Source organism: Sorangium sp. So ce131 (genome assembly GCF_051519095.1).
Taxonomy (GTDB): Bacteria; Myxococcota_A; Polyangia; order Polyangiales; family Polyangiaceae; genus Sorangium.
In genome coordinates this window covers 6,711,607-6,736,237 of sequence record NZ_CP150455.1, presented here as the reverse complement: position 1 = coordinate 6,736,237, position 24,631 = coordinate 6,711,607, and the positions used below count along the sequence as shown (strand labels likewise).

Genomic DNA, 24,631 nt, shown 5'->3' with positions numbered 1-24,631 from the left:
GGTGCGGAAAATGCAGTGGAGCTGCTTCCGGAGAACCGTCGGCGATGCGGGCGGTGAGCTCAGCTGCCCCGGAGAGACCGTCGGCGATGCGGGCGGTGAGCTCAGCTGCCCCGGAGAGACCGTCGGCGATGCGGGCGGTGAGCTCAGCTGCCCCGGAGAGACCGTCGGCGATGCGGGCGGTGAGCTCAGCTGCCCCGGAGAGACCGTCGGCGATGCGGGCGGTGAGCTCAGCTGCCCCGGAGAGACCGTCGGCGGTGCCGGCAGTAAGCTCAGCTGCTCCGGAGAGACCGTCGGCGATGCGTGCGGTGAGCTCAGCTGCCCCGGAGAGACCGTCGGCGATGCCGTAGGTAAGCTCCGCCGATCAAGAGCTCACCTGGTGCTGCGCTTTGGATGCGATCTCCTCCTGCCGCCGCGCCAGCCACGCCCGCGCCTCCGCCGCGTCGTCGGCGAAGTGGAACGCGACGTCGACTCCCGTGAGGAGCGCATACGCGCGGATCACCAGCTCGTTGGTGACCCGCACCGCGAAGGACGCGCGGTAATAGACGATCCCGCGGACGGGCGGCAGACGGCGCCCCAGCGTGGCGAGGGTTTTCCGGACATCCGGCGAGAGCTTGCCCATCTCGGAAAGGTCGCCGGTGAGCAGCACGTAACTCCAGCCGGCGGACTCGGATGTCATGAAGTCGAGGAGCTGCTTCGCATCCTCCACCGACAGATCGCCCCGGAAGGCCACCTCAAACGTATTTTCGACATCACCGACGCAAGCGGTGTGCTTCCCGATGTATTTCATGCGCCCCCCTTTTCACGCCGGATTCCGGGTGATACCAAGCCGGTGATCGCACGCTGCGCCCATATGCTACGGGCGCGCCGACCCTGACGACAAGCACATCGTGGCTGTGGGCTGTCCCACTGCGCAGGTGGGGGCAAGCTCAAGATTCCGCGTCCACCCATCCACGGTTGTCCGTATCGAATTCTCGCGGTGAACGAGCGATGGCTTCTACACCGCGCCGCAGCGCTCCGGGAGCCACGGGCCTGTTTGCCTGGACACAGGTGTGCGCGACCCGACGATCCGGGCGACGTCGAACAGCGTCACCGAGCGCTCGCGCCGGTCCCCCAGCGCCTCGTAGACCGCAAGCGCTTGCCGGTGCGGCCTCAGCCGGCCGCCCGCCGCCGCCGTTCCCGCCGCCGCCGCGTGATGCGCTTGTCAGCGCAGCGACTGGGAGCCTGGACGGCTCCTCCTTCGTGCGTAAGAGAAAGCTCGCACGCAAGTCATGAAGGATGTTTTGTCCGTGAAATGCCCCTTCACCATCTAATTCGCTCTGGGGCCTCGGAGACGCATCGCCCAGAAGGTTTTCTCCAGCGTCTGCGGCCCTGCGAGCGAAGTGATCCGCGAGAGGCTGAAACCGCCAACGGAGCAACAGCCGGCCGGCACGCCCCGCGCATCGCGCGGCGGACGGCGGAAGGAGGTGCGTCGTGAAAACAGGCGGAAACGCTGGCTGGCCACGTCCCCTTGGCCCTGCCGCGGCGTTGTTTGCGAGCTACTTCCTCCTGGCTGTGCTGGGTCTCCGGTGGGGGACGGTCCGCGGCGTCGCCTCCCCGATGTTTCCTGCCGCGGGGGTCGCGCTCGCCGGGCTCCTGCTCGGGGGCCAGAGGCTGTGGCCGGCGGTGTTCGCCGGGACGATGGCCGCGTTCTTCCTGGAAGCGCCGTCCCTCCCGCTGTGGGGGAAGGCCGCCCTTGCGTCCGGGAACACGCTGGCAGCCCTGGGCGGCGCGTGGGCGCTGCGCCGCGCTCGCCTGCGGCCGGCGCTCACGCGCCTGAACGACGTGCTCCTCGTCAGCGCCGCCGCCCTGGGCAGCTCGGCCGTCTCCGCCACTGCAAGGACCTTCGCGCTGGCCGGCGCGTTCGACCAGGGCTTCAGGCAGGCTCTTGTGACATGGCTCAACGGGTGGGCGGGCGACGTGACGGGGGTGATCGTGGTGGCGCCCCTCGTGCTGAGCTGGGCGCGTGGCGAGCCGGTCGGCCGGGACTGGGGGCGGTGGCTGCACCTCGCGCTGAGCACGGCGGCTGCCTGGGCCCTGGCCTGGCTGAGCTTCGGGCCTGAAACCTCCCGCATGGTCCGCCCATGGCTGGCCTTTGCCGCCCTGACCTGGGCGGCATTGACATGGGGCGTTCGAGGCGCGACGGCGGCGATGCTCCCGGTCGCCGCCGTCGCGACCCAGGCCACGACCGCGGGGCACGGGCCGTTCGGCACCCCCGCGGCGCTGCAGTTCGAGCTGCTCCAGCAGTTCATCGGCGCCACCGCCGTGACCACGCTGGTGCTGGCTGTCGTCGCCGACGAGAGACGCAACAGCGAGGCGTTGCACAAGAACGAGGAGCGGCTGCGGCGAGCCTGCCGCGCCGGGCGGATCGGCCTGCTGGAATTCAACATCGACAGCGGAGCGGCAGCCTGGACGCCCGAGGCCTGGGCGCTCTTCGTGGGGGGCCGTCCGGGGCGCGGCCCCGTGGACTACGCGCGCTGGGTTGCGTGTATCCATCCCGAGGACCGCGCGGCCGTCGTCCGCACGGCCGACCAGGCGATAAAGCAAGCTCGATCCAGGCTGTCCGAAGCCCATTACCAGGATGAGTACCGCGTCCTGCACGCCGACGGCACCGTCCTCTGGCTGGCGTCGACCGGCGCCTTCGAGCGCGCGGGGGACGAGCTGGTGATGCTCGGGGTCGTCCGGGATATCACCGAGCGCAAGCGCGCAGAGGAGGCGCTGCGGGAGAGCGAGGCGCAGCTCAGGCTCGCGCTGAAGGGCGCGCGGGCGGGTGTATGGGACGTCGCGCTCGAGCCGCGCACGATTTACTGGAGCGATGAGTTCCGCGTCCTGTACGGGATCGCCGAGGGCGAGGCGCCAAACGACGAGCGATGGCAGCGCTGCGTCCACCCGGACGATCTCCCGCGCATGCTCGAGACCATCCGGGGCGCGCTGGAATCGCGGACCGAGGGCTGGCAGGAGGAGTTTCGCGTGCTTCACCCCCGGCGGGGCGAGCGGTGGATCCTCGATCTGGCGCGCATCCGCCGCGACGCGGCCGGGCGAGCGATCGGCGTTGGCGGCATCGACGTGGACGTCACCGACCGCAAGCGGGCGGAGGCGGCGCTGCGGGAGAACGAGGCGCGGCTGCGGCTGGCGCTGCGCGCCGGGCAGACCGGCGTGTGGGATTGGGATCTCGTCACCGGCCGCGTCGTCTGGTCCGACGAGGTGTGCGGCATCTTCGGGATCCAGCCGGGCACGTTCGAGGGGACACTCGAGGCGTTCGAGCGGAGGATTTACCCTGACGACCGGGCGCGGGTCCGGGCGGAGGCGGAAGCGGCCGTCAACGGGCGGGCGGGTTATGCGATCGAGTTCCGCATCGTCCGCCCCGACGGGCAGATCCGCTGGGTCACGGACCTCGGCACCATCAAGCGCGACGAGGCGGGACAGCCTCATTCGATGATCGGTATGGTCACCGACATCACGGAGAAGCGAGCGGCCGCGGACGCGATACGCGAGAGCGAGGAGCGATTCCGCAACATCGCCGACAACTCCCCCGTGATGATATGGGTGACCCGGCCCGACACCTGCTGCACCTACCTCAACAAGGTCTGGTCCGATTTCACGGGGCAGGCTCAGGCCGCCGGCCTCGGGTTCGGTTGGCTCGACATGCTTCATCCGGAGGACGTCGAGCGCTCGGCGAGCAGCTTCCGCGCCGCCAGCGCGAGGCGGGAGCCGTTCCGCCTCGATTACCGCCTCCGCCGCCGTGATGGGCAGTACCGGTGGTGCATCGACGCGGCGGCCCCGCGGTTCAGCCCGAGCGGCGAGTTTCTCGGGTATGTCGGCTCCGTCATCGATATCACCGACCGCAAGCAGGCCGAGGAGGAGCGGGCGCGCCTGCTCGAGGTCGAGCAGGCCGCGCGCAGCGAGGCCGAGCGGGCGAATCGGATGAAGGACGAGTTCCTCTCGACGGTCAGCCACGAGCTGCGCACCCCGCTCACCGCCATCCTCGGCTGGTCGCACCTCCTGCGCCGGCGGGTGAGCCGCGAGGACGAGGACCTCTGCAAGGGACTCGCGGTCATCGACCGCAACGCCCGCGCGCAGGCGCAGCTCATCGAGGACCTGCTCGACATGGGCCGCATCACGTCTGGCAAGATCCGTCTGGACGTGCAGCCTCTGGACCTGCACGACGTGGTCGGCGCGGCCATTTCGTCCGTCGCGCCCTCGGCGGAGGCGAAAGGGATCCGGCTCGTAAAGATCTCGAGTCCCGCCGTCGGCGTGACGCGCGGCGACCCGAGCCGGCTACAACAGGTGGCGTGGAACCTCCTGAGCAATGCCATCAAGTTCACCCCGGAGGGCGGGAGCGTGCAGGTGGAGGTCTCCCGCGCCGGCGATCACGTCGAAATCACCGTCTCGGACACCGGGGAAGGCATCGCGCCGGAGTTCCTCCCCTACGTCTTCGAGCGTTTCCGCCAGGCCGACGCCTCGACGACGCGGCGGCACGGCGGGCTGGGCCTGGGGCTCGCCATCGTGAAGCACCTGGTCGAGCTCCACGGCGGCACCGTGCGGGCGACGAGCGCCGGCGTGGGAAAGGGCACGACCTTCACCGTGGAGCTCCCGCTCGGCGTCGCCCACGCCCCGGCGGACGACGCCGCGGACGGGCGGGAGCTCAATACCCGGGCGAGCGGCGATAACCTCTGCGAGCTCTCCGACCTGAGCGGCATCTCGGTGCTCTTCGTGGACGACGCCCCGGATACGCGCGACATGGTCAGGACCTTCGTCGAAGAGCGCAAGGCGCGCGTCAGGCTCGCAGGATCAGGGGAAGAGGCGCTGCGACTGCTCGAGCTGGAGAGGCCGGACGTGCTCGTGAGCGATATCGGGATGCGCGGGATGGATGGCTACGAGCTCATCCGCCGGGTGCGGGCGCTGCCGCAGGAGCGCGGCGGGGACGTGCCGGCGGTGGCGCTCACCGCGTACGCCGGAAACGAGGACCGCACCAAAGCGCTGCTCGCCGGGTTCCAGACGCACCTTGCGAAGCCGATCCAGCCGACGGAGCTCATGGCGGTGATCGGGGTACTGGCAGCGCGCGGCGCGAGAAAGGGGCGGCCGCAGGCAGGCAACGGGGGGCCACCCTTGGCATAGAAGAGCACGACGAGGCTCAGGCCACCGCTCGCCCGCCGCCTGCTGGCCAGTCCGTCCCGGCGCCGACTGGCCTGCTCGCGCGGCGTCCCCGGCGCGTGTTCACCGCCCCTCGCGCCCCGGTGTGGCGCCGCCGTGGCGCCCCGTCCCCGCGCCGCGCGCCCGTCCCCGCGCCGGCGCCGCGGCGTAGCGCGCGAGCGCGCGCCGGACGTGCCCCCGATCGCCGCCGCCCGCGCGCACGGGATCCGCCTCGCCGACCAGCACCGACAGCGCCCGCGCCTGCGTCGTGGCCTCCGCCTCGAGCGCGCCGTCGCCCGCGGCCGCGCCGAGCGCCGCGAGCCGCCGCGCGACCCCGAGGGCCGCCGGCAGCGCGCTCGCCGCCACGTACGCGGCCGCGAGCTCCCGGAGCAGGACCGCGTCGTCGCCGCGCAGCGCCACCGCCGCCTCCAGATCCGCGAGCGCCTCGCCGCGCCGCCCCTCGCGCGTCCGGAGCGCCGCCCGCGCGCGGTAGCCCTCGACGAAGCCGTTCACGTGGTCCAGCCCCACCGAGTACGCGCGCTCCGCCTCGCGCGGATCACCCGCCCGCTCATACAACGCGCCCAGGCCGAGGTACGCCGGGCCGTACGTCGCGTCGAAGCGGATCGCCTCCAGGTACCGCGAGAGCGCCACGTCGGCCTCGCCGGCCGCCGCGCGGGCGCCCGCCTGCCGGGTCAGCTCGGCCGCCTGCGCCGTCGCCCAGCCGACCGCGTCTGCCCGGGCCGGCGCATCCGCCCTCGCCGGCGCGTCCGCCCGGGCCTGCACGCCCCCGTGCAGCAGCGCCGCGGCGAGCGCGACCGCCGCGGCGGCCCGCGCTCGCCATCCCGCGCCGCGCCATCCCGCGCCGCGCCATCCCGCTCCGTGCTGCCCCGCGCCGCGCCATCCCGCGCCGCGCCGCGCCTCGCCGCACCATCCCCCGATGCGCCCGCGCCCCGCGCTCGCCGCACCTCCGCTCCGCCAAGCGCACACCGGCCGGAGCCTACCGCGGCCGGACGGGCGGGCAATGTGTGCCCCGAAGCAGCCACGCGGCGCGAGTTCGCGTAGGATGCGCGGCCATGGGTGAGGTCCTGCGCTTCCCGGACGCGTTCCTGTTCGGCACCGCCACCTCCGCCACGCAGGTGGAAGGGCACTGCGAGCAGAGCGACTGGGCCGCGTTCGCGCGCGAGCCCGGGCGCGTCCGCGGCGGCGATACCCCGGACAGCGCGTGCGACCAGCTGCACCGCTTCCGCGAGGACGTCGCGCTCCAGGCCCGGCTCTGCATGGGGGCGCACCGGCTGTCCATCGAGTGGGCCCGCGTCGAGCGGCAGCCGGGAGAGTTCGATCCCGCCACCTGGGACCACTACCGCGACGTGCTCGGCGCCCACCGCGAGGCCGGGATCACCCCGATGGTCACCGTCCACCACTTCACCCTGCCGCGCTGGGTCGCCCAGCGCGGCGGGCTGCTCTCCCAGCAGCTGCCCGCGCTCCTCGCGCGCTTCGCCGAGCGCGCCGTCGAGGCGCTCGGCGACCTGTGCGACCTGTGGGTCACCCTCAACGAGCCCAACATGCTCGCCCTCCAGGCGCACCTGCTCGGCGTCTGGCCCCCGGCCCGGAGCTCGCCGGTCGAGGCCGTGCGCGCCCACCAGAACCTCCTCCGCGCCCACGCCGCCATGTACCGCGCCATGCACGAGGCCGCGGGCCGCCGCGGCCACTCCATCGCCGTCGGCGTCGCCCACCACCTGCGCGTCATCGAGCCGGAGCGGTTCGGGCGCCTCGCCGACCGCATGTGGGCCGCGCTCTTCGAGCGCCTGTTCAACGACGCCTTCGCCCGCGCCGTCTGCGACAGCCGCCTGCACGACTTCTTCGGCGTGAACTACTACAGCCGCGACCTGGTCCGCTTCTCGCCGGCCCACGCGCGCGAGGGGTTCGTCCGGCGCCTGGTCCCGGACGGGGCCGAGGTCAGCGACCTCGGCTGGGAGATCTACCCGGAAGGGCTCGGCTACGTGCTGGACGCGTGGTGGCCCCGCGCCGGGGTGCCGATCTACATCACCGAGAACGGCATCGCCGACGCCGACGACGACCAGCGCCCGCAGTTCCTCGTGCGGCACCTCGCCGAGGTCGCGCGGGCGATCGAGCGCGGCATCGACGTGCGCGGCTACATGCACTGGTCGCTGCTCGACGGCTTCGAGTGGGCCGAGGGCTACGCCCCGCGCTTCGGGCTGGTCGAGGTCGACCACACGACCCAGGAGCGCAGCCCGCGGCCGAGCGCGGAGCTCTACGCCCGGATTGCACGCGCGCGCCGCATCGACGCGGACGGCACGGCCGGCGTGCCGCTCGAGGGCGGCGCCGCGCCGGCGTGAACGGCGGCACCCGAAAGGCAGGACCCATGCGGATCGCGCTGCTGTACCCACCGCCCTGGAAGATCCCCGCGCCGGGCGAGGCGCCCGACCCGAACGGCGACGGCCCGCCCGCCGACTACCACGAGGGCGACCTCGATCCGGACTTCCACCAGACGCCCTACGGGCTCTACTCGCTCGGGGCGCAGGCCCTCCGCGCGGGCCACCAGGTGAAGGTCCTGAACCTGTCCTCGTACCCGTTCTCCGAGGTCGAGCGGATCGTGCGCGCGCTCGACGCCGACGTGTTCGGCATGTCCTGCTGGACCGCCAACCGGCGCGGCGTGGCGCTCACCGCGCGGTGCATCCGGCGGCTCCACCCCGGCGCGCACATCGTGGTCGGCGGGCCGCACGCGACCCCGCTCGCGGCCGAGATGCTCCGGCACCACCCCGAGATCGACACCGTGACGCTCGGCGAGAGCGAGCTCTCGTTCATGGAGCTGCTCGAGCGCCTCGAGGCCGGCCGTCCCGCGCTCGGCATCGCCGGCACGGCCTACCGCGCCGAGGGCCGCGTCGAGCTCGGCGCGCCCCGGCCGGCGATCGAGGAGCTCGACGCGCTCGCGTCGCCGCACGACCACTTCGCCACGCACATCGTGATGACGTCGCGCGGCTGCGCCTGGGCCTGCACGTTCTGCGGCGCCGAGGCGACGTGGGGCCGCGGCTTCCGCGGCCAGTCGGTGCGTTACGTGCTCGACTCGCTCGAGGCCGCGGTGGCGAAGGCCCCCGTGAAGATGCTCCAGATCAAGGACGACACCTTCACGACGAACCGCAAGCGGGTCATCGACATCTGCCGCGGCATCCGCGAGCGGAAGATCTCGTTCCTGTGGAGCTGCGACACCCGCGTCGACGTGCTCGGCGACGACCTGCTCCGCGAGATGCGGCTCGCCGGCTGCCAGCGCCTGAGCCTCGGCGTCGAGTCGGGCTCGCCGTCGATCCTGAAGAACATCGACAAGAAGATCACGGTCAAGAAGATCATCGAGTCGACCGACCTGGCGAAGAAGTACGGAATCCAGGTGCGGTATTACATGATGCTGGGCAATCGCGGCGAGACGGCCGAGACGTTCCGGGAGACGCTCGCGTTCCTGGAGGCCGCGAGGCCGCACCAGTACATCTTCTCGTGCCTGTCGATCTACCCGGGGACGCGCGACTTCGACGACGCGGAGGCGGCCGGCTGGCTCGACCGGGAGGTCTATTTCCGCGGCGACTTCCAGGAGCTCAAGACGCCGTTCGACGCCTCGGAGGAGGACACCGCGCTCATGAGCGCGTGGTTCCAGGAGAACAAGGGCCTGCGCGAGCTCTACCGCGAGGGGGTGGACGAGCGCCGGGCGATCCTCGCCCGGCTCGGCGACCACCACGCCGCGCACCTGGAGCTCGGCGTGGCGTACCTCGACGCGGGGGAGCTCGACCTGGCGGAGCGCCACGCCGCGCGCGCGCTGGAGCTCGAGGTCCCGGTGCCGGGGCTCGCGTACAACACGCTCGCCTGCGTCGCGGCGCGCCGGGGCGCCTTTCAAGCGATGCAGGATCACTTCACGGCGGCGGCGAAGCGCGATCCGCAGCACGCCGTGCTCATCCGCAACGTGCAGGCGGCGCGGGCGTGGTACGCGAAGGGCGGGCCGGGCAAGGGTCTCCCGCTCGATCTCGTCGCGCGCTGCGACTTCCAGCTCCTGGAGCGCACGGTGCAGCCCGCGCTGCCGGGGCCGCTGCCCGAGGACTTCGCGACGTGGGCGCCCGCCGCGCCGCGCCCGGCGCCGGCCCGCGCGGCCGAGGCCGGCAGGGACGCGGCCGCGCAGCGCGGGCGGCTCCGCGTCGTGCCGTCGTAGCGCGGCGCGTCCCGGTTCCGGCGGTCCTCGGGGCGTGCTACCCGCCCTCGCATGTCGACGACGACGAGCACAGACCACGGCCGGCCGGGCGCTGGATCGGACGGATCGAACGCCGAGCTCCCTGCCCCGAGCGCGACGGCGCCGAGCCACGCCGAGCGTTGCCGCACGCTGGCGCAAAAGGCCCGCTCCGCCACGTTGTGCACGATCGCGCGCGACCCGGCGGGGTACCCGTACGGATCGCTCGTCACCGTCGCCGTGGACGCAGACGGGCGCCCGCTGCTGCTCCTGTCGGCGCTCGCCGAGCACACCGGCAACCTGAAGGAGCGCCCGGAGGCGTCGCTGCTCGTGGCCGAGCCAGCGGAGGGCCGCGCCGACCCGCTCGCGCTCGGGCGGGCGACGCTGATCGGCCCGTGCCGCCCGCTCGACGGCGCGGAGGCGGCCGCCGCGCGGACGAGGTTCCTCGCGGCGCACCCGCGCGCGTCGTACTACGTCGACTTCACCGACTTCGCCTTCTACCGGCTCGACCCCGTGTCGATCCGCTACGTCGGCGGCTTCGGCCGGATGTCGTGGGTCGACGCGAGCGACTACGCGGCGGCCGAGCCCGATCCGCTCGCGGCCGACGCCGCGCGCATCCTGGAGCACATGAACGCCGATCACGCCGACGCCGTGCTCGCGTATGCGAAGAGCCTCGCCGGGATCAAGGACGCGACGGGCGCCACGATGATCGCGGTCGATCGTTACGGGTTCGAGCTCGACGTCATCACGCCGGCCGGCCCGAAGGCGGCGCGGCTCGCGTTCCCCGCGGCGGTGTCCACGTCGGACGAGGTCCGGAAGGTGATGGTGGCGCTCGTGCGCGAGGCGCGCGGGCGCACCGCCTGAGCGGCTGGCGGCGGGACGGGCTCGCGGGGTCCCGTCTCGGTGGCGCCGGCGGAGGACGCCGCCCCTCGAAGGGGTCCGTTGCCAGCCCCGTCCGCGGGGCGTAGAACCTGGCCGTGTACGCCGTCTTCGCCGACCCCAAGACCGATTTCGTCTTCAAGCGGATCTTCGGGGCCGAGGGGCGCAAACCGCTGCTCATCGCGCTGCTCAACCACCTGCTCGAGCTCGACGGCGAGCGCCGCATCCTCGACGTGCAGCACCTCAGCGGCGACCAGCACGTGGGCGTGCCGGAGCTGAAGCTCTCGATCGTGGACGTCAAGTGTACGGACGCGACCGGGCGCCGGTTCGTCGTGGAGATGCAGGTCCTCAAGGTCGAGGGGTTCGAGAAGCGCGTCGTGTACAACGCGAGCAAGGCGTACGTCATGCAGCTCCGCAACGCGGACGAGTATCCGGCGCTGTGCGACGTCGTTGGCGTGACGATATGCAACTTCAACCTGTGGCCGGAGCGGGACGAGTGCGGCCGCCCCAGGGTGCCGATGCTGAGCCGGTGGCGCATGCAGGAGCAGCACAGCGGCGAGCGAGGGCTGTCGCAGGTGCAGTACGTGTTCCTCGAGCTGCCCAAATATGCGGCGGGGGACGCTCCGGAGACGCTCATCGACAAGTGGGCTTACTTCTTCCGTGAGGCGAAGAACCTGAACGTGGTGCCGCCCGCGCTGTCGGAGGGGCCGTTCCGCGACGCGCTCGAGGTCGCCCGGACGGCGACCTTCTCGCCCGGGGAGTGGGAGGCGTACGAGCGGGCGAAGATGGCCGAGCAGGACGCGCGGGGAGCGCTCGTGGTGGCGCGCCAGGAGGGGCACCGGGAGGGGCACCGGGAAGGGCACCGGGAGGGGCTCGCCGAGGGCAAGCTGCAAGGCAAACGGGACATGCTGCTGCGGCTCCTCGCGCGCGCAGGGATCCCGCTGACCGAGGACGAGCGTGCCCGCGTCCAGCAGTGTGCGGACGCGGCGACCCTCGATCGGTGGGTCGACAACGTCCTCGGAGCCAAGACCGCGGACGACGTCTTCTCGTGAGGCGTTTCGCGCGGGGTGATGCCTCTCCCAGGCGCGCCGGCGTCGCGCCGAAGGTGCCCGCTGCTGCCGTCGCGCAGCGCCGGGCTCCCCTGGCGTCGACCTGCTGACGCCTATCGCCGGTCGCGCCGCCGCGCCGACCCGGACCTGCCCCCGCGGCGCGAGCGCCCGAGGGCATGGTGGAGCCCGCTCTGCAGCGAGCTCAGCGTGATGATCTCCCGGAAGTCGGTGCCGATGCTGACCATCGTCTGCGCCACCTCGGGGCCCACCCCGGTGAGGATGACCTCCGCGCCCAGCAGCTTGACCGCCTGCGCCGCCCTGATCAGCGCGTCCGCGATCTCGGCGTCCACCACCGGCACGCCGGTGACGTCGAGGATCACCGTGGCCGCCCGCTGCGCCACCACCCCTTGCAGGAGCCGCTCCAGGAGCTGCCCGATGCGCACCCGATCCAGCCGGCCGACGAGCGGCATGACGAGGATCCCCTCGTCGAGCGGGATGAGCGGCGTCGACAGCTCCCGGATGGTCGCCTCCTGGGCGTCGATCATCCGCTCTTGCAGCGAGGCCCGCTCCGCCTCGGCCCGCCGGAGCTCGGTCACGTCGTAGCCCTCGGCGATCACGAGGACGGTCTTGCCCGCCGTGTCCAGGATCGGCTTCATCTTGAGATCGAGCGTCGCCACCCGGCCTCCCGGCCCGTGGAGCTCCACCTCGCACGACGACGACGCGCCCGACCCCGCTCTCTGCACACACGCCCTGACGTGCTCCGCGGACTCGCCTGTGTCGCCCCAGAACGGCGCCTCCCAGAGCGGCTCGCCCTCGCCCCCGCGCGGCAGCGCCCCCGTGAAATCGGCCATCGTCCGGTTGCACTCGAGCAGGTGCCCCTCCGGCGTGAGCAGGCTGATGAACATCGAGGTCTCGTCGAAGATCGCGCGGAACTTCTGCTCGCTCTCGCGCAGCGCCCGCTCGCGCCTCAGCTGCTCCGTGATCGGGTGCGAGAACGACGAGAAGAACTGCTCGTCCTCCAGCGTGACGAGGTGGGTGCTGACCTCGACGTCGACCGGGACGCCGTCCTTGCGCACGTGCCGCGCGACGAAGCGGGCCGCACCCTTCGCCTTGATGTCCGCGATGGCCGCGGCGAGCTCATCGGGCGGCCGCTTGTCGAGCTCGCCGATATTCATCGTCAGGAGCTCGCTCCGGTCGTACCCGACGATGCTCGCGAAGAACGGGTTGCAGTCGAGGATCTTGCCGTCCAGCCCCACCTCGTGGAACCCCTCGCGGGCGGACTGCAGGATGCGCCGCGTCCGCTCCTCCCGCCTCGCCATCAGCTCCCGCAGCTTCCCGAGCTCCTCGCGCAACGCGGCGTTCTCCGCCCGGAGCCGCTCGATGCCGTCCTGATCCGTCGTCACCTTCGCTCTTCCTCCGCACCTCGCCGCGCACCGCCGCACCCCGAGCAGGGCCGCTCCCGGGGCGCGCCGCCCGGCGGGACAGCCGCCGAGCTCCACCGCGGCCTCGGCGCTCGCCGGATCGAGCGCACGCTCACGGATCGGGCTCCCTCCTGAGCGGCCTGCCCCTGCAAGGCGGACGAGAATCGCATGCTCGCAAGGGCCCTAGAATCGCTCATTTCTCGTCGAGAGGAACGCCTTTTTTGCCATGGGGACGGGGAACACGGACCTTCGCGGAGCTCGCGCCGCGGCGGGCGCGCCCGACCCCGAGGAGACGCGCCTCGGCCAGCGCCCGACAGCGTTCCCCTGTGTAGGGGCCCGGATCCCGGACGGCATGTAATTGGGATTACGTCTATTGAGTTTGGGTCAATGCGTGAGGTGTGTCCGCGGGCGACCGAGCTAGTGGTTGACACCTCCGGTCCCAGGGAGTCCAATGCTCTGCGGAGTAGCGATCGCTGAGGAAACGCAGGTATGGGACCTCCTGGCAGCAACCCTCGATGTGAGCGCGCCGAGCTGGTGCAGCTCCTCGGTCGGACGCTCGGGAGCACCGTGGCGGCCGAGGTGGTTGATCGGGAGGGGAAGAAGCTCGGGTTGAAGGAGAAAGACGCCAACTTGCCGCTCGAGGCCGCCTACCAGGTGCTCGACAGCCTGGCGGCGCTGCCGGGGGTGATCGGCACGGCGGCCAGCATCGCGCGGACGGAGCTGCGCGTCGCGGCGGTCCGGCGCAGCCTCGAGCAGCGGAGTCGGCGGTAGGCCTCGGGGGGCCCGCTGCCGGGCCGGGGTGGACTTGAGAGGAGCTTCATGCCTGCGGAACCGATGAATCGAGCCATCCTCGTCGTGGACGACAATCCGGACATCCATGTGCTGATGGAGCGGATGCTCGTCCCCAAGCCGATTCACGATCCTGACATGCTCCGCGGGCTGAACGATCTCGAGGCCCGCCTGTTCGGCGCCGAGCCGCCCGCGGAGCCGCCCGATCTGCTCCACGGGCTGAGGTTCTCCATCGACTCGGCCCACTCCGGCAGGGATGGTATCGCCCTCGTGCAGGCCAATCCGAGGAAGTACTTCCTCGCCTTCGTCGACATGCGGATGCCGCCGGGGATCGACGGGATCCAGACGATCAAGGGCATCTGGAGCGTCGCGCCCGACATCTATACGGTCATCTGCACCGCTTACTCGGACTACAGCTGGGACGAGATCGCGAGCGAGCTCGGGTGCGCGCCGAACCTCTTGATCCTCCGCAAGCCGTTCGAGGCCATCGAGGTCCGCCAGATCGCCACCACGTTCGCGCGGATGTACGACTCGCTCTCTGGCGTGAAGACCTCGGTGAATCAGCTCGAGGAAGAGCTCGTGATCGCGATGGAGAGCGTGTCGCAGCTCGAGGAGCGGTCGAGGGCGCTGCTCGCCGAGATCGCCGAGCCCTGCCTCCTGCTCGACCGCGAGGGCGAGATCCTCGGCGCGAACCCGAGCGCCCACGACCTCTTCGGCGTGGACGAGCGGCTCCTCTACGGGCGCGACGTCGCGTCGGTGCTCGTCGACGTGCAGGCCCCGCTCCCGGGCGCGCGCGCGGTCGCCCGGAGCCGCCTCGTCTGCCCGCACAGCCGCCCGATCGAGGCGAGCGTCACGCTGACCCCGCTCGGGCCGCAGGTCGGCTCGGCGGGCGAGCTCATCGCCCGGATCCGGGTGAACCATGACGCCTGAGCGCGCGGCGGGCCTCTCCTGCTGACGCCGGCGGCGCCGGAGGTCCCCCCGATGCAGGAGAGCGCCGCGCTGGAGCACCTCCCCATCGGGGTGCTGAGGCTCGACGAGGCGTACCAGATCGTCGCCGCGGACCGGCGGTTCTGCGAGATCTTCCGGTGCGAGCCGGACGCGGTGGTCGGGAGGCCGCTCGACGACCTGTTCAGCCCGAGCGACGTCGACGGGGCGCAGGGCTTCCTCGGCCGGGTGAGCCGCCACGGCGGCCCGATGATCGAGGTCGCGCTCGGCCTCCGCATCGCGGGCAGGGAGACGTACGCCCGGCTCCGCATGAAGCGGCTCGACGCGGGCTACCTCGTCTACGTCGAGCACGCGCTCGTCGAGCGCGATCTGGTCTACGAGATGCTCCTCGCCAAGGAGCGGTGGAACAGCGTCTTCCGCGGCTGCGAGGACGGCATCGCGATCCTCGACGAGCAGCGGCGCCTCGTCGAGTGCAACGCCCGCTTCATCGAGATCCTGGACCTCCGCGCCGCCCTCGGGGTGCTCGGCGACGACGCCGTGCTGGGCCTCGACTTCTTCGAGCTCGTGCGGACGGCCGAGTTCGATCGGGTCCGCGAGGCGGCCGAGGAGGCCGCGGGGCGCGAGGGGGGCGGCGTCGTCCGCGACGCGTTCCGGTACCGGGAGCGCTCCCTCGCGGTGAAGATGCGGCCCATCCGCCTGCCGCTCGTCGGGGGGATCGGCAGCTGCCTGCTCGTGCGCGACGTGACCGAGCAGCGCCAGCTCGAGGCGCTGCGCATCCAGGAGGCGCAGGCGCACTGGGCCGGCATGGCCGAGGTCGCGGCGCACGTGCTCCACAACCTCGGCAACCTGTGCACGAGCGTCCTCTTCGACGCGGAGGAGGTGGCGCAGATCCTGAGGGAGTCGAGGCTGCCGCGGCTCTTCCGCGCGAACGAGCTGCTCGCGGAGCACCGCGCGGAGGTCGACGCGGCGCTCGCCGGCCACCCGAAGCTGAGCCTCCTGCCGAGCTACTACATCACGCTCGGCGGCGCCCTCGAGGAGGAGCTCCGGCGCGCCACGGAGCGGGCCGGGGAGCTGCTCCTCCGGGTGCAGCTCATGAAGGAGGTCATCGCGTCGCAGCAGGACTACGCGAAGGGCGTCGCGCTGACCGAGCTCCTCTCCGTGGCGGAGGTCCTCGAGGACGCGCTCAAGATCCAGGGCGCGGCGCTCGCGCGCCACGGCGTCGTCGTGGCGCGGCGGCTCGCGCCCGTCGGCCTCGTGCGCGCGCAGCGCACGAAGCTCACCCACGTGTTCATCAACCTCATCAACAACGCCAAGGAGGCGATGAACAAGGCGCCCCCTGGAGACCGGCGGCTCACGGTCGAGGTCGAGCCGACCGCCGAGGGCGAGGTGGCCGTGCGCATCTCCGACTCGGGGGAGGGCATCGGGGGAATCGCGGGAGACGACGTCGAGCGGCTCTTCTCGCACGGGTTCCTGACGAAGGGCTTCGGCCGCGGCTTCGGGCTGCATTTCTGCGCGACGGCGATGCAGGAGATGGGCGGGCGCCTCTCGGTGGAGCCCGGCCCGGAGGCGCGGGGCGCGACGTTCCTGCTCGTCTTCCCGCCGGCCTCGGCGTGAGCGATAACCCCATGTCCGGGTTCAGCCCTCCCCGGACATGGGGTGATTCGATGACGCGATGACCCGGCCGTGGCCGTCGCGCGACCGCCGCGCGGCTGCCCGGTTACGCCGGCGCAAACGCGGTGTTCCATCGCGGCGCAGAGCGCGTGTGTCGCGTCCGAGTTGCGTCGGTGTCATGAGGTCGAGACGCGCGTGGGTGATACGAGCGGCCTCCGGGCGACGCCCCGAACGGCCACGCACGATGAACGCCGCCCTCACCGACAAGCCGCCTTCCGGCGCGAAGGAGCGCACGGGCGCGAGCGCCGCCCTGCTGAAGTGGCTCGGCGTCGCCGTGGCCGCGGCGGCGCTCTCTAGCACGCTCCGCGGCGCGGACCTGCCCGGGGTGGCGGCGCTCATCGCGTCGGTGGGGGCGCCGATGATGGCGCTCGCCCTGATTCCCAACCTCTTCGCGCGCGTGTTCCAGGCCGAGGCGAGCCGGCGCGTCTTCGAGGCGCTCGGGCGGCCCGCGCCGTTCGGGCGGTACCTCTCGCTCACGCTGTCGACCGAGGCGCTGAACATGAGCGTCCCGGCCGGGGCCGCCCTCTCGGAGTCGGTCACGTTCGTCCTGCTCCAGAGGTGGTGCGGGGTCCCCGGGCCGCAGGGCGTCGCCGGCCTCGCGGCGCGCAGGTCGCTCATCCTGCTCGCCAACGCGGCGTACGTGGCGATCGCCCTCGCGCTCGGCTACGGCCACCTGGAGCGCGCCTCGCGCCCGCTGCTCGGCGCGCCGGGGCTCCCGTGGCTCGTGGTCCTCTCGGGGTTCGGCCTGCTTGCCGGGGCGCTCGCGATCGCGGGCGCCCTGCTCTCGGGCACGGTCGCGGCGCGCGTGCTCGCGCTGCTCAAGCGGCTGCCCGGCCGGCGCGCGCGGGCCTACGTCGAGGCGAAGGCGGCGGCCTTCTCCGCCACCGATCGGTACGGCGCCGCGCTCGGGGAGCGGCGCGGCGCGCTCGCGTGGGCGGCGCTCCTCTTGCTCGGGATGTGGCTCGCCGAGGGGCTGGAGACGTTCTTCCTGCTCCACCTGCTCCGCGTCGACGTCTCGCTCGCCGAGGTCCTCTCCTTCGAGGTCGTGCTCGCGCTCCTCCGCGCGGCCGCCTTCATGGTGCCGGCAGGGCTCGGCGTGCAGGACGCCGGGTACGTCGCGTTCCTGAGCGCGCTCGGCGTGCCCGGCGCGGCGACGGTCGGCGCCGCCTTCGTCCTCGTCAAGCGGGCCAAGGAGATCGTCTGGATCGCCCTCGGCCTGCTCGTCTTCTTCTGCGGCCGCGCCGTGTGGCGGCCGGCGCCCGAGGGGGCCTGAGTCTCTCGTCTCTCGTCTCTCGTCTCTCGTCTCTCGTCTCTCGTCTCTCGTCTCTCGTCTCTCGTCTCTCGTCTCTCGTCTCTCGTCTCTCGTCTCTCGTCTCTCGTCTCTCGTCTCTCGTCTCTCGTGCTCGTCCTCGTGATCGTGATCGTGCTCGATTGCACAGCAACCCCCTCGCCATTCAGCTCCTCGTCGCCGGCCCGGCACACGCCGCGCGCCGCGATTCCGCCCCTCAAAAGAACCCGGTCGGCCCTTGCCACCACGGCAGCTCCACGGTCTCTCCGATCTGCGGCAGCGCGAGCCGCCGGAGGCGCCCATCGCGCCACGTGAGGAGCGTGACCCCCGGATCCTCGAGCGGCGCCCCCAGATCCACCTCGATCCGCGTCGGCTTCCCGCCGAGGGCGCCCGCGACCCGGATCGCGGCGCCGCACTGGTCGATCGTGTCGCCCACCCGGAGCGGCGCCACCTCGGTCGATCGGTACAGGGTCTCGAACATCCCGGTCAGCATGGTCCCCTCGGCGGGCCCGAGGGTGAACGACGACGCGCCGGTGCGCGTGAGCCGGTGGGGCGCCTTGTTCATCGAGAGGGCGGCCCAGCAGGAGATCGCGTCGGAGTCGCTCGCCAAGAGGATCGGCGCCGGGTACGTGGCCGCCATGGGATCCGAGGCGTTGGTGATGAAGACGCGCTTGCGGGGCGGCGCGCCGACCTCCGCGGTGCGGGCGATGTCCTCGACCTTGCGCGCGACGTCCGCGAGCATGGCGGTGCCGCCGACGAACAGGAGCGGCGCCAGCGCGACGTGCACGAAGCCGAGCGCACCCGCGCCGGCGCGGCGTGCGGAGGCCGCGATCCCGGGCGACGGCGCGCGGCGCAGCCCGTGCAGGATGAGGACCGCGAGCAGCGGCGCGAACCCGAGGTTCGGCAGGAGCAGCAGCCGCGCCCCGGGGAAGCCGCCGACCGTGACGAGGAGCGCGAGCACCGCGCCGGGGACGAGCCAGCGCAGCGCGACCCGCTCGTGGTCGGGAATCGACGGGAGGCAGGCCCGGTAGAGGAGCGCGGCCCCGGCGATCGCCGCGAGCCCGGCGGCGATGAAGGCGACGTTCGGGAACGCGGTATAGAACTCGCTGGGGATGGACGCGATCGCGTTGCCGAGCAGGACGGGCAGGCGCTGGGCCGCCGCCGCCGCGAACCCGAGCGGATCGGAGAAGGGCTCGATGTAGGCGTCCGTCATCGCGGCCCCGCCGCCGATGGCCTTGTAAGCGGTGAAGTAAACGAAAACGCCCAGCGCCGGGAGCGCGGCAGTCACCCGGGCGCGCCACCCACCCGCGCGACCCTGCGGCGCCGGTCCGGCGAGCTTGTACGCGATCCAGTAGCCGACCCCGCCGAGCGCGACCTCTCCGCTCAGCAACCCGACCAGGAGGCCGAGCGGGCCGAGGTAGCGTCCGGGCCGCCATCCCTCCTCGCTGTAACGGAGCGAGGCGAGCAGCCCGAGCACCACGAAGAGCGTGCCGAGCAGCAGGTGCTGGCAGGAGATCCAGCCGGCCGGCCCCGCGTGGCTCTCGTTGATCGCGAAGATCAAGAGCGCGAGCGCCCCGGTCCTGCCGGGGAGCACGCGCTGGAAGAGCTTGCCGGCGGCCGCGACCAGCGCGACGTACAGCGCGATGGAGACGAGGTGGTAAGGGAGCGGAGCCTCGCCGAAGAGGGCGTGCTGGAGCGAGAGGAGCGCGCTCGACAGGGGCCGGACGAGGTGAATCTTGATCTCGGGATCGGTCCACCACGGCACCCCCGATATCTCGATGAGCGCCTGCGTTGCGCGCGGGTCTCCGGTGAGGAAGCGATAGAGATCATACCACGGAGGCGACCCCGGGTACTTCTTCGCGAGATAGTTGAAGAAGTGGTAATCGTCGGCGTAGAAGCCCACCGCGATCGAGGGCGCCGCCAGGACGGCGGCGAGGAGCAGGACGGCTCTGTAGAAATACGGGTGACAGAGCCACCGCTCGATGCGGCTTGAGGGGTGCGATGCCATGCCGGTCGAGCACGTAGGGTATGCCGCGCGCGCGGTGTAGATGGTGACCGCGGCGTTTCCCGCGCGACGCTAGTGTGAAGAACCTCACCAATGTGACGCAGGACGCCTCGCGCGGGTCGCGTTGCTCGAGCCCTGTTGCAGAGGAGCGCAGCGTGATCTTGAGGCGCGGCCGTTACGTTCCGCGCGCAACATGGTGAGATCGCGCGATCTCCGCGAGCCCCATGCTGCGTCGGCGTTGAGCGCGGCAGCGCGCGTCGCCGCCGTTGTTCCGGCTGGACTCGCTCGGGGCGGATCCATGCATTCGTGGTGATGCCTCAGCCCGTCTGGGCTCCTGCCTGACTCCGCTGTTCGAAACTTCACACAGCAGGAAGGGACCACCGCGCCGAGCGCCGCGCGGCCACCGCAGCGCACACGGCCGCGGCGCACCACGACGCCTGAGCTAGCGAGTCTGTTGCGCACGCACCATTGGTTGGCGGCGCCGGAGAGGAGAAAGTCAATGCTATGAAATTTATTGACGGGCCGATTCTCGCGGCTACGTTCTGCCATCGTAACGAGTCGACATCGCGACGCGACGGTGCGTCGGACGTGTCGAGAGGGGGTTGAGCCATGAACAAGATTGTCGGTTACGGTGCCTCGATTCTCGTCATCGCCGGTGCCTGCGGCCTCTTCTTCGGCTCGCCAGAGGCCCTGGCCAGCGGCGACAGCGCGCCCGATCACGGCGGCGGCTACGACGGTGAATACGAGTGTAAAGATGTCTGTGAATGCTTGGACAAGGCCCTGTGGATCGTCAACGATCCGGAGATCAAGGCCGGCGATGACAACGTCAAGAATCCCCAGGACGTGGTGAAGAGGGTCCGCAAGCAGCTCGAGGACTGTAAAAAGATCTGCGACGACAAGAAGGATTGCGGCTGAGCGACCGATCCTGGAAGGCACGGGCCTGGCCCGGCCCCCCCGGGCCTGGCCCGGCCCCTCGCCCGGCGATCAGCCGTCCGCGAGGCCCTCAGCGCAGCTCGTCGATCGCGCCGCGGATGAGCCGCAGGAGGTCCCGCCGCATGTCGCCGCTCACGCTGTGGCCGACGCCCGGGTAGCCCTCGAGGCGCGCCTTCGCGCCGAGCCCGCGGAGCGCCGCGATCGCCTCGCGGGTGGGGCCGATCGGCACGCGCTGATCCTGCTCGCCGTGCAGCGCGACGATCGCGGGGGTCGCCGGATCCAGCGGCCTCGCGCTGGGCAGCACCGGGGCGGGGATCCAGCCGCCGACGGGGAAGGCGGCGCCGACGACGCGCGGGTGGTGCAGCGCGAGCGCGAAGCTGAGCGCGCCGCCCTGGGAAAAGCCGGTCACGATCGCCTTGCCCCGCGTCGGCCGCTCGGCCGCGAGCCGCTCGATCGTCGCCGCGACCGCGCCGGCCGCGCGCAGGACGCCTTGCCCGACGGCGTCGCTCGCGAGCGCCTGCCGCAGCGGAAACCACGAGTAGCCGTCGTGGTACGGCGTGAGGCCGCGCGGCACGATGAGGCGCGCCTTGAAGTCGGCGTCCGAGAGCAGTCCCACGAACGACTCGGGCCGGTCGCCGAGGCCGTGGAGGGCGACCACCAGGGGGAGCGCCTCGCTCGCGTCCGCGCCGCCCGTGACCACTTCCAGGTACTCGACCCCGGCCGGCGGCGCGGCGGGGCCCGGCGCGCTCGCGACCGGCGCGGCGGGCGGCGCCTCGGGCCCGGCGCCGGAGCCGGCCGGGGCGCCCCCCGCGGGCGGCGCTGCCCGCCGCTCGCAGGCGAGGGCGGCGAGCGACGCCAGCGCGAGCGCGAGCCAGGCGGAGGGGAGGCGGGAGCGGGAGCGGCGCACGGGAGGAGCCTGCTGAATCGCCGCCGCGGCAGCAACAGCGAACCTACACCCGCCGCGCCCGTGCGCGCGCTCCTCCACGCATGCGCCATCGCCGCGCGGCGGAGAGAACGACACGAGCGTTACGATGCTGTTCGATTTGTGCAACACCGAGGCATAGTAAGGTGCCTTTATCAACTCTTCGGTTCGAATTTGGGGTTGAGGTTAATGCGCTCTCTGACATAACTTGAAATCGTCGCTTGGCTTAATCAGGAGAGATCCATGACTGCACCGTCTCATGCGTTGACTCGCTCTCGGTGGAGGCGGCTCCTCGGCGCGGGATCCTGCGCCGCGGCGCTCTTGATCTCCGGGTGTACTGGGACGGTGGGCGAGCCTCAGGACGACACCCCTCTTCCTGGCGGCGCGGCAGAGGAGCAGGTGGCGGAGCGCAGCATGTTCCCCCGGCTCAGCCACGCGCAGTGGGAGAACACCGTACGTGACCTCCTGCGGCTCGACGACAGGCCCGGTCTCACGGCGTCGTTCACGACAGACCCGCTCGGCGGCGTGTTCGACAACAACGAGGCTGCGCTCCTGGTGGCGCCGCTGCTCTGGGCCGATTACCAGGAAGCGGCCGAGGAGCTCGCGGCGATGGTCACGGCGGACGAGGCCCGGCTGAGCCGCCTCCTGCCCGCGGATCTGCCCGGGGAGCCGGAGGCGCGGGCGCGGGCGTTCGTCGAGCGGTTCGGCGAGCGGGCCTATCGCCGGCCGCTCGAGGCCGGGGAGGTCGACACCTACGTCGCCCTGTTCGGCCGCGGCAAAGACCTCTTCGCCGATCAGGATCCCTTCGCCGCGGGCGTGCGCGTGACGCTCGAGGCGCTCTTGCAGTCGCCTCATTTCGTCTACCGCGTCGAGGTCGGCGCCGGGCCGGCGAAGGGCGGGCTCGTCCCGCTGAGCGGGCACGAGATCGCGACCAAGCTCGCGTACCTCTTCTGGAACACCATGCCGTCGGACGAGCTGCTCCAGGCGGCGAAGGCGGGCGAGCTCTCGAGCCGCGAGGGCGTCCGCGCGTACGCGGCGCGCATGCTGGAGGACCCGCGGGCGCGCGAGGTCGTCGGCGCGTTCCACCGCCAGCTCTACGATTACAAGCTGTACCACGACCTGAACAAGGACCCTGACCTCTACCCGGAGTTCGTCCCCGGGATGGGGGACGCGATGCAGCGCGAGGCGGAGCTCTTCGTCGATCACGTCGTCTTCGAGGAGGGCGGCGGGCTCACCGATCTGCTCACCGCCCGCACCGCGTTCGTGAACGACAAGCTCGCGCCCGTCTACGGCGTCCAGGGAAAATTCACGAGCGAGTTCCAGGAGGTAGAGCTCGATCCGGCGCAGCGCTCGGGGCTGCTCACGCGGCTCGGCTTCCTCGCGGCGAAGGCGACGGCGCGGCAGCCCGACTCGATCCACCGGGGCGTCTTCGTGAACCTCAGGATCCTCTGCGCCTTCCTGGCGCCGCCGCCGAACAACGCGACCTCGCTGCCGCCGGGCGAGCACGCGACGAACCGCGAGCGCGTCGCGGCGCACACGGGGACGTGCGGCGCGTCGTGCCACGGGACGCTCATCAACCCGGTCGGCTTCGCCTTCGAGCACTACGACGCCATCGGCAAGTACCGCACGACCGACAACGGGGCACCCGTCAACGCGGCGGACGTCTACGTGCTCGGCGGGCAGCAGCGGGCCTACGCCGACGCGATCGAGTTCAGCCAGCTCCTCGCCGAGAGCAGCGAGGCGCACGCCTGTTACGCGAAGCACTGGATCGAGTTCGCGCACGGCCGCGCCGCGGGCGACGAGGACCGCGCGCTCATCGACGAGCTCGGCGAGGCGTCGCGCGGCGGCGCCTCGACCAAGGAGCTCCTCCTCCAGATCGTCTCGTCCACTCCCTTCCTTGCTCGTGTCCCTGCGGAGGCGCCATGATCACCCGACGACGTGTGCTTCGAGGCCTGTTCGGCGTCACGGTCGCGCTCCCGTTCCTCGAGACGTTCGCGCCGCGGCGCGCCTCGGCCGGGACGGGCGACGTGCCCCCCTTCGCGATCTTCATGCGCCAGGCGAACGGCGTCGCGCAGGAGCTCGACGACGAGCCCGAGATGTTCTGGCCGAGCCGCGTCGGCGCCCTGACCGCCGAGGCCCTGGAGCAGGACGCCGATCGGGCGGTGAGCGAGCTCAAGGACTACGCGGAGAAGCTGATCATGGTGCGCGGGATCAGCTTCGCGTTCCGGGACAACGGGTGCGGCCACGCCGGCGGCGGCAACCAGTGCCTCACGGCCGCGCGCGTCTCGGAGGACCCGTCGGGGAACGAGTCGCTCGCGATGGGGGAGTCGATCGACAACCGCATCGCGCGCGAGCTCAACCCGGCGGGCGTCGAGCCGCTGACGCTCTACGCGGGCAGGAAGGTCGGGTACCTCGACGAGGTGCTCTCGTACCGCGGGCCGAAGCAGCTCCGCGCCGCCGAGCGCAACCCGTACAACGCGTACCAGAAGCTCTTCGGGCTCTCCGACGTCGATCCCGAGGTCCAGAAGGCGCTCTCCGAGCGCCGCGCCAGCGTGAACGACCTGGTCCGCGGGCAGATGCAGGCGCTCATGAGCCGGAAGGACCTCAGCAAGGGCGATCGCGAGCGGCTGGAGCTCCACTTCGACAGCATCCGGGACGTCGAGGTCGCGATGACGTGCGCGCTGCCGCCGGAGAGGGTCGCGGAGATGGAGGCGATCGCCGGGGCGGTCGGCAGCCACGACAACATCGAGGCCGTCGCGCGCATGCAGCTCGACATCATCGCGCTCGCGATGGCGTGCGGCGTCACGCGCGCCGCGACCCTGCAGGTGGGCGACGGCAACGACTCGACCGAGTACACGATCCACGGCGTGCGGCAGAAGAGCTTCCACAAGATCTCGCACCGCATCGACGGCGACGGCGAGGAGGGCCCGCCGATCGAGGGCGCGCAGGAGCTGCACCACCAGATCGACCGGATCCACGCGCGGATGTTCAAGCACCTGCTCGACAGGCTCTCGGCGTACGAGCTCGGGTCGGGGACGTTGCTCGACCAAGGCGTGGCCGTGTGGCTCAACGACCTCGGCGACAAGTGGCACTCGTTCCGCCGGGTCCCGTACATCCTCGCCGGCGGCGCCGCCGGCTACCTGAAGACCGGCCAGTTCGTCGACGTGTCGGCCAAGAACAACAAGCTCCTGAGCACGATCGGCGCGGCGGTCGGGTGCAAGAACACCTCCGGCGGCCCGCTCGACGACTTCGGCGACCCCAGCCTGGAGGGCGGGCTGCTCGGCGAGATCATCAAGTGATCGCGGCGCGGGGGCCCGCGCCCGGGCGCCCGGACG

17 protein-coding genes are annotated in these 24,631 nt (G+C 71.9%); 12 read left to right on the top strand and 5 right to left on the bottom strand.

From position 1 onward, the window contains the following. Positions 1-361: 361 nt before the first annotated feature. Positions 362-787 (bottom strand): STAS/SEC14 domain-containing protein, encoded by a 426-nt coding sequence (locus tag WMF43_RS24575; RefSeq protein ID WP_437683617.1) that lies wholly within the window; start codon positions 785-787, stop codon positions 362-364. A gap of 683 nt (positions 788-1,470) precedes the next feature. On the opposite strand from WMF43_RS24575, the gene WMF43_RS24570 reads away from it, so the two are divergent. Then, positions 1,471-5,154 carry a PAS domain-containing protein gene (locus WMF43_RS24570; RefSeq protein ID WP_437683615.1) on the top strand — a complete coding sequence of 1,228 codons (3,684 nt, stop codon included), beginning with the start codon at positions 1,471-1,473 and terminating at the stop codon, positions 5,152-5,154. A 99-nt stretch (positions 5,155-5,253) separates the two neighbouring features. On the opposite strand, the gene WMF43_RS24565 is transcribed toward WMF43_RS24570, so the two are convergent. Then, positions 5,254-6,156 (bottom strand): tetratricopeptide repeat protein, encoded by a 903-nt coding sequence (locus WMF43_RS24565; RefSeq protein WP_437683613.1) that lies wholly within the window; start codon positions 6,154-6,156, stop codon positions 5,254-5,256. A gap of 86 nt (positions 6,157-6,242) precedes the next feature. Between WMF43_RS24565 and WMF43_RS24560 the strand changes: the two genes are divergently transcribed. The 4 genes from WMF43_RS24560 to WMF43_RS24545 all read left to right on the top strand — a co-directional run bounded on the left by WMF43_RS24560 (position 6,243) and on the right by WMF43_RS24545 (position 11,325). Then, on the top strand, positions 6,243-7,526 hold the full coding sequence (locus tag WMF43_RS24560) for a glycoside hydrolase family 1 protein (RefSeq protein WP_437683611.1): 1,284 nt from the start codon (positions 6,243-6,245) through the stop codon (positions 7,524-7,526). Positions 7,527-7,552: 26 nt separating this feature from the next. Then, positions 7,553-9,379, top strand: a complete 1,827-nt coding sequence (locus WMF43_RS24555) for a radical SAM protein (RefSeq protein WP_437683610.1) — start codon at positions 7,553-7,555, stop codon at positions 9,377-9,379. Positions 9,380-9,430: 51 nt separating this feature from the next. Continuing rightward, positions 9,431-10,258, top strand: a complete 828-nt coding sequence (locus tag WMF43_RS24550) for a HugZ family protein (RefSeq protein ID WP_437683609.1) — start codon at positions 9,431-9,433, stop codon at positions 10,256-10,258. Between the two features lie 113 nt (positions 10,259-10,371). Continuing rightward, complete coding sequence (locus WMF43_RS24545; protein ID WP_437683608.1) at positions 10,372-11,325, top strand: Rpn family recombination-promoting nuclease/putative transposase; 954 nt, start codon at positions 10,372-10,374, stop codon at positions 11,323-11,325. A gap of 110 nt (positions 11,326-11,435) precedes the next feature. Here WMF43_RS24545 and WMF43_RS24540 read toward each other — a convergent pair whose 3' ends face one another. Further along, a complete protein-coding gene (locus tag WMF43_RS24540; RefSeq protein WP_437683607.1) occupies positions 11,436-12,725 on the bottom strand; it encodes a PAS domain S-box protein in 1,290 nt (429 codons plus the stop codon). Between the two features lie 507 nt (positions 12,726-13,232). On the opposite strand from WMF43_RS24540, the gene WMF43_RS24535 reads away from it, so the two are divergent. The 4 genes from WMF43_RS24535 (at position 13,233) to WMF43_RS24520 (ending at position 17,421) form a co-directional block, all read left to right on the top strand. Further along, complete coding sequence (locus WMF43_RS24535) at positions 13,233-13,514, top strand: hypothetical protein (protein WP_437683605.1); 282 nt, start codon at positions 13,233-13,235, stop codon at positions 13,512-13,514. Positions 13,515-13,577: 63 nt separating this feature from the next. Beyond that, the gene (locus WMF43_RS24530) at positions 13,578-14,462 is read left to right on the top strand and encodes a PAS domain-containing protein (protein WP_437683604.1); all 885 of its coding nucleotides are present in this window, start codon (positions 13,578-13,580) and stop codon (positions 14,460-14,462) included. A gap of 51 nt (positions 14,463-14,513) precedes the next feature. Next, a complete protein-coding gene (locus WMF43_RS24525; RefSeq protein ID WP_437683602.1) occupies positions 14,514-16,091 on the top strand; it encodes an ATP-binding protein in 1,578 nt (525 codons plus the stop codon). Positions 16,092-16,332: 241 nt separating this feature from the next. Further along, positions 16,333-17,421 carry a lysylphosphatidylglycerol synthase domain-containing protein gene (locus WMF43_RS24520; RefSeq protein ID WP_437683600.1) on the top strand — a complete coding sequence of 363 codons (1,089 nt, stop codon included), beginning with the start codon at positions 16,333-16,335 and terminating at the stop codon, positions 17,419-17,421. Positions 17,422-17,653: 232 nt separating this feature from the next. Here WMF43_RS24520 and WMF43_RS24515 read toward each other — a convergent pair whose 3' ends face one another. Further along, positions 17,654-19,444 (bottom strand): hypothetical protein, encoded by a 1,791-nt coding sequence (locus tag WMF43_RS24515; protein ID WP_437683598.1) that lies wholly within the window; start codon positions 19,442-19,444, stop codon positions 17,654-17,656. A gap of 606 nt (positions 19,445-20,050) precedes the next feature. Between WMF43_RS24515 and WMF43_RS24510 the strand changes: the two genes are divergently transcribed. Further along, entirely contained in the window at positions 20,051-20,356 is a 306-nt protein-coding gene (locus WMF43_RS24510; RefSeq protein WP_437683597.1) for a hypothetical protein, read from the top strand. 88 nt (positions 20,357-20,444) lie between these two features. On the opposite strand, the gene WMF43_RS24505 is transcribed toward WMF43_RS24510, so the two are convergent. Beyond that, positions 20,445-21,281 (bottom strand): alpha/beta hydrolase, encoded by an 837-nt coding sequence (locus tag WMF43_RS24505; RefSeq protein WP_437683596.1) that lies wholly within the window; start codon positions 21,279-21,281, stop codon positions 20,445-20,447. 429 nt (positions 21,282-21,710) lie between these two features. Between WMF43_RS24505 and WMF43_RS24500 the strand changes: the two genes are divergently transcribed. Further along, positions 21,711-23,222 (top strand): DUF1592 domain-containing protein, encoded by a 1,512-nt coding sequence (locus WMF43_RS24500; protein WP_437683595.1) that lies wholly within the window; start codon positions 21,711-21,713, stop codon positions 23,220-23,222. Beyond that, entirely contained in the window at positions 23,219-24,595 is a 1,377-nt protein-coding gene (locus tag WMF43_RS24495) for a DUF1552 domain-containing protein (protein WP_437683594.1), read from the top strand. Before WMF43_RS24500 ends, WMF43_RS24495 begins: the two co-directional genes overlap by 4 nt. Positions 24,596-24,631 lie beyond the last annotated feature (36 nt).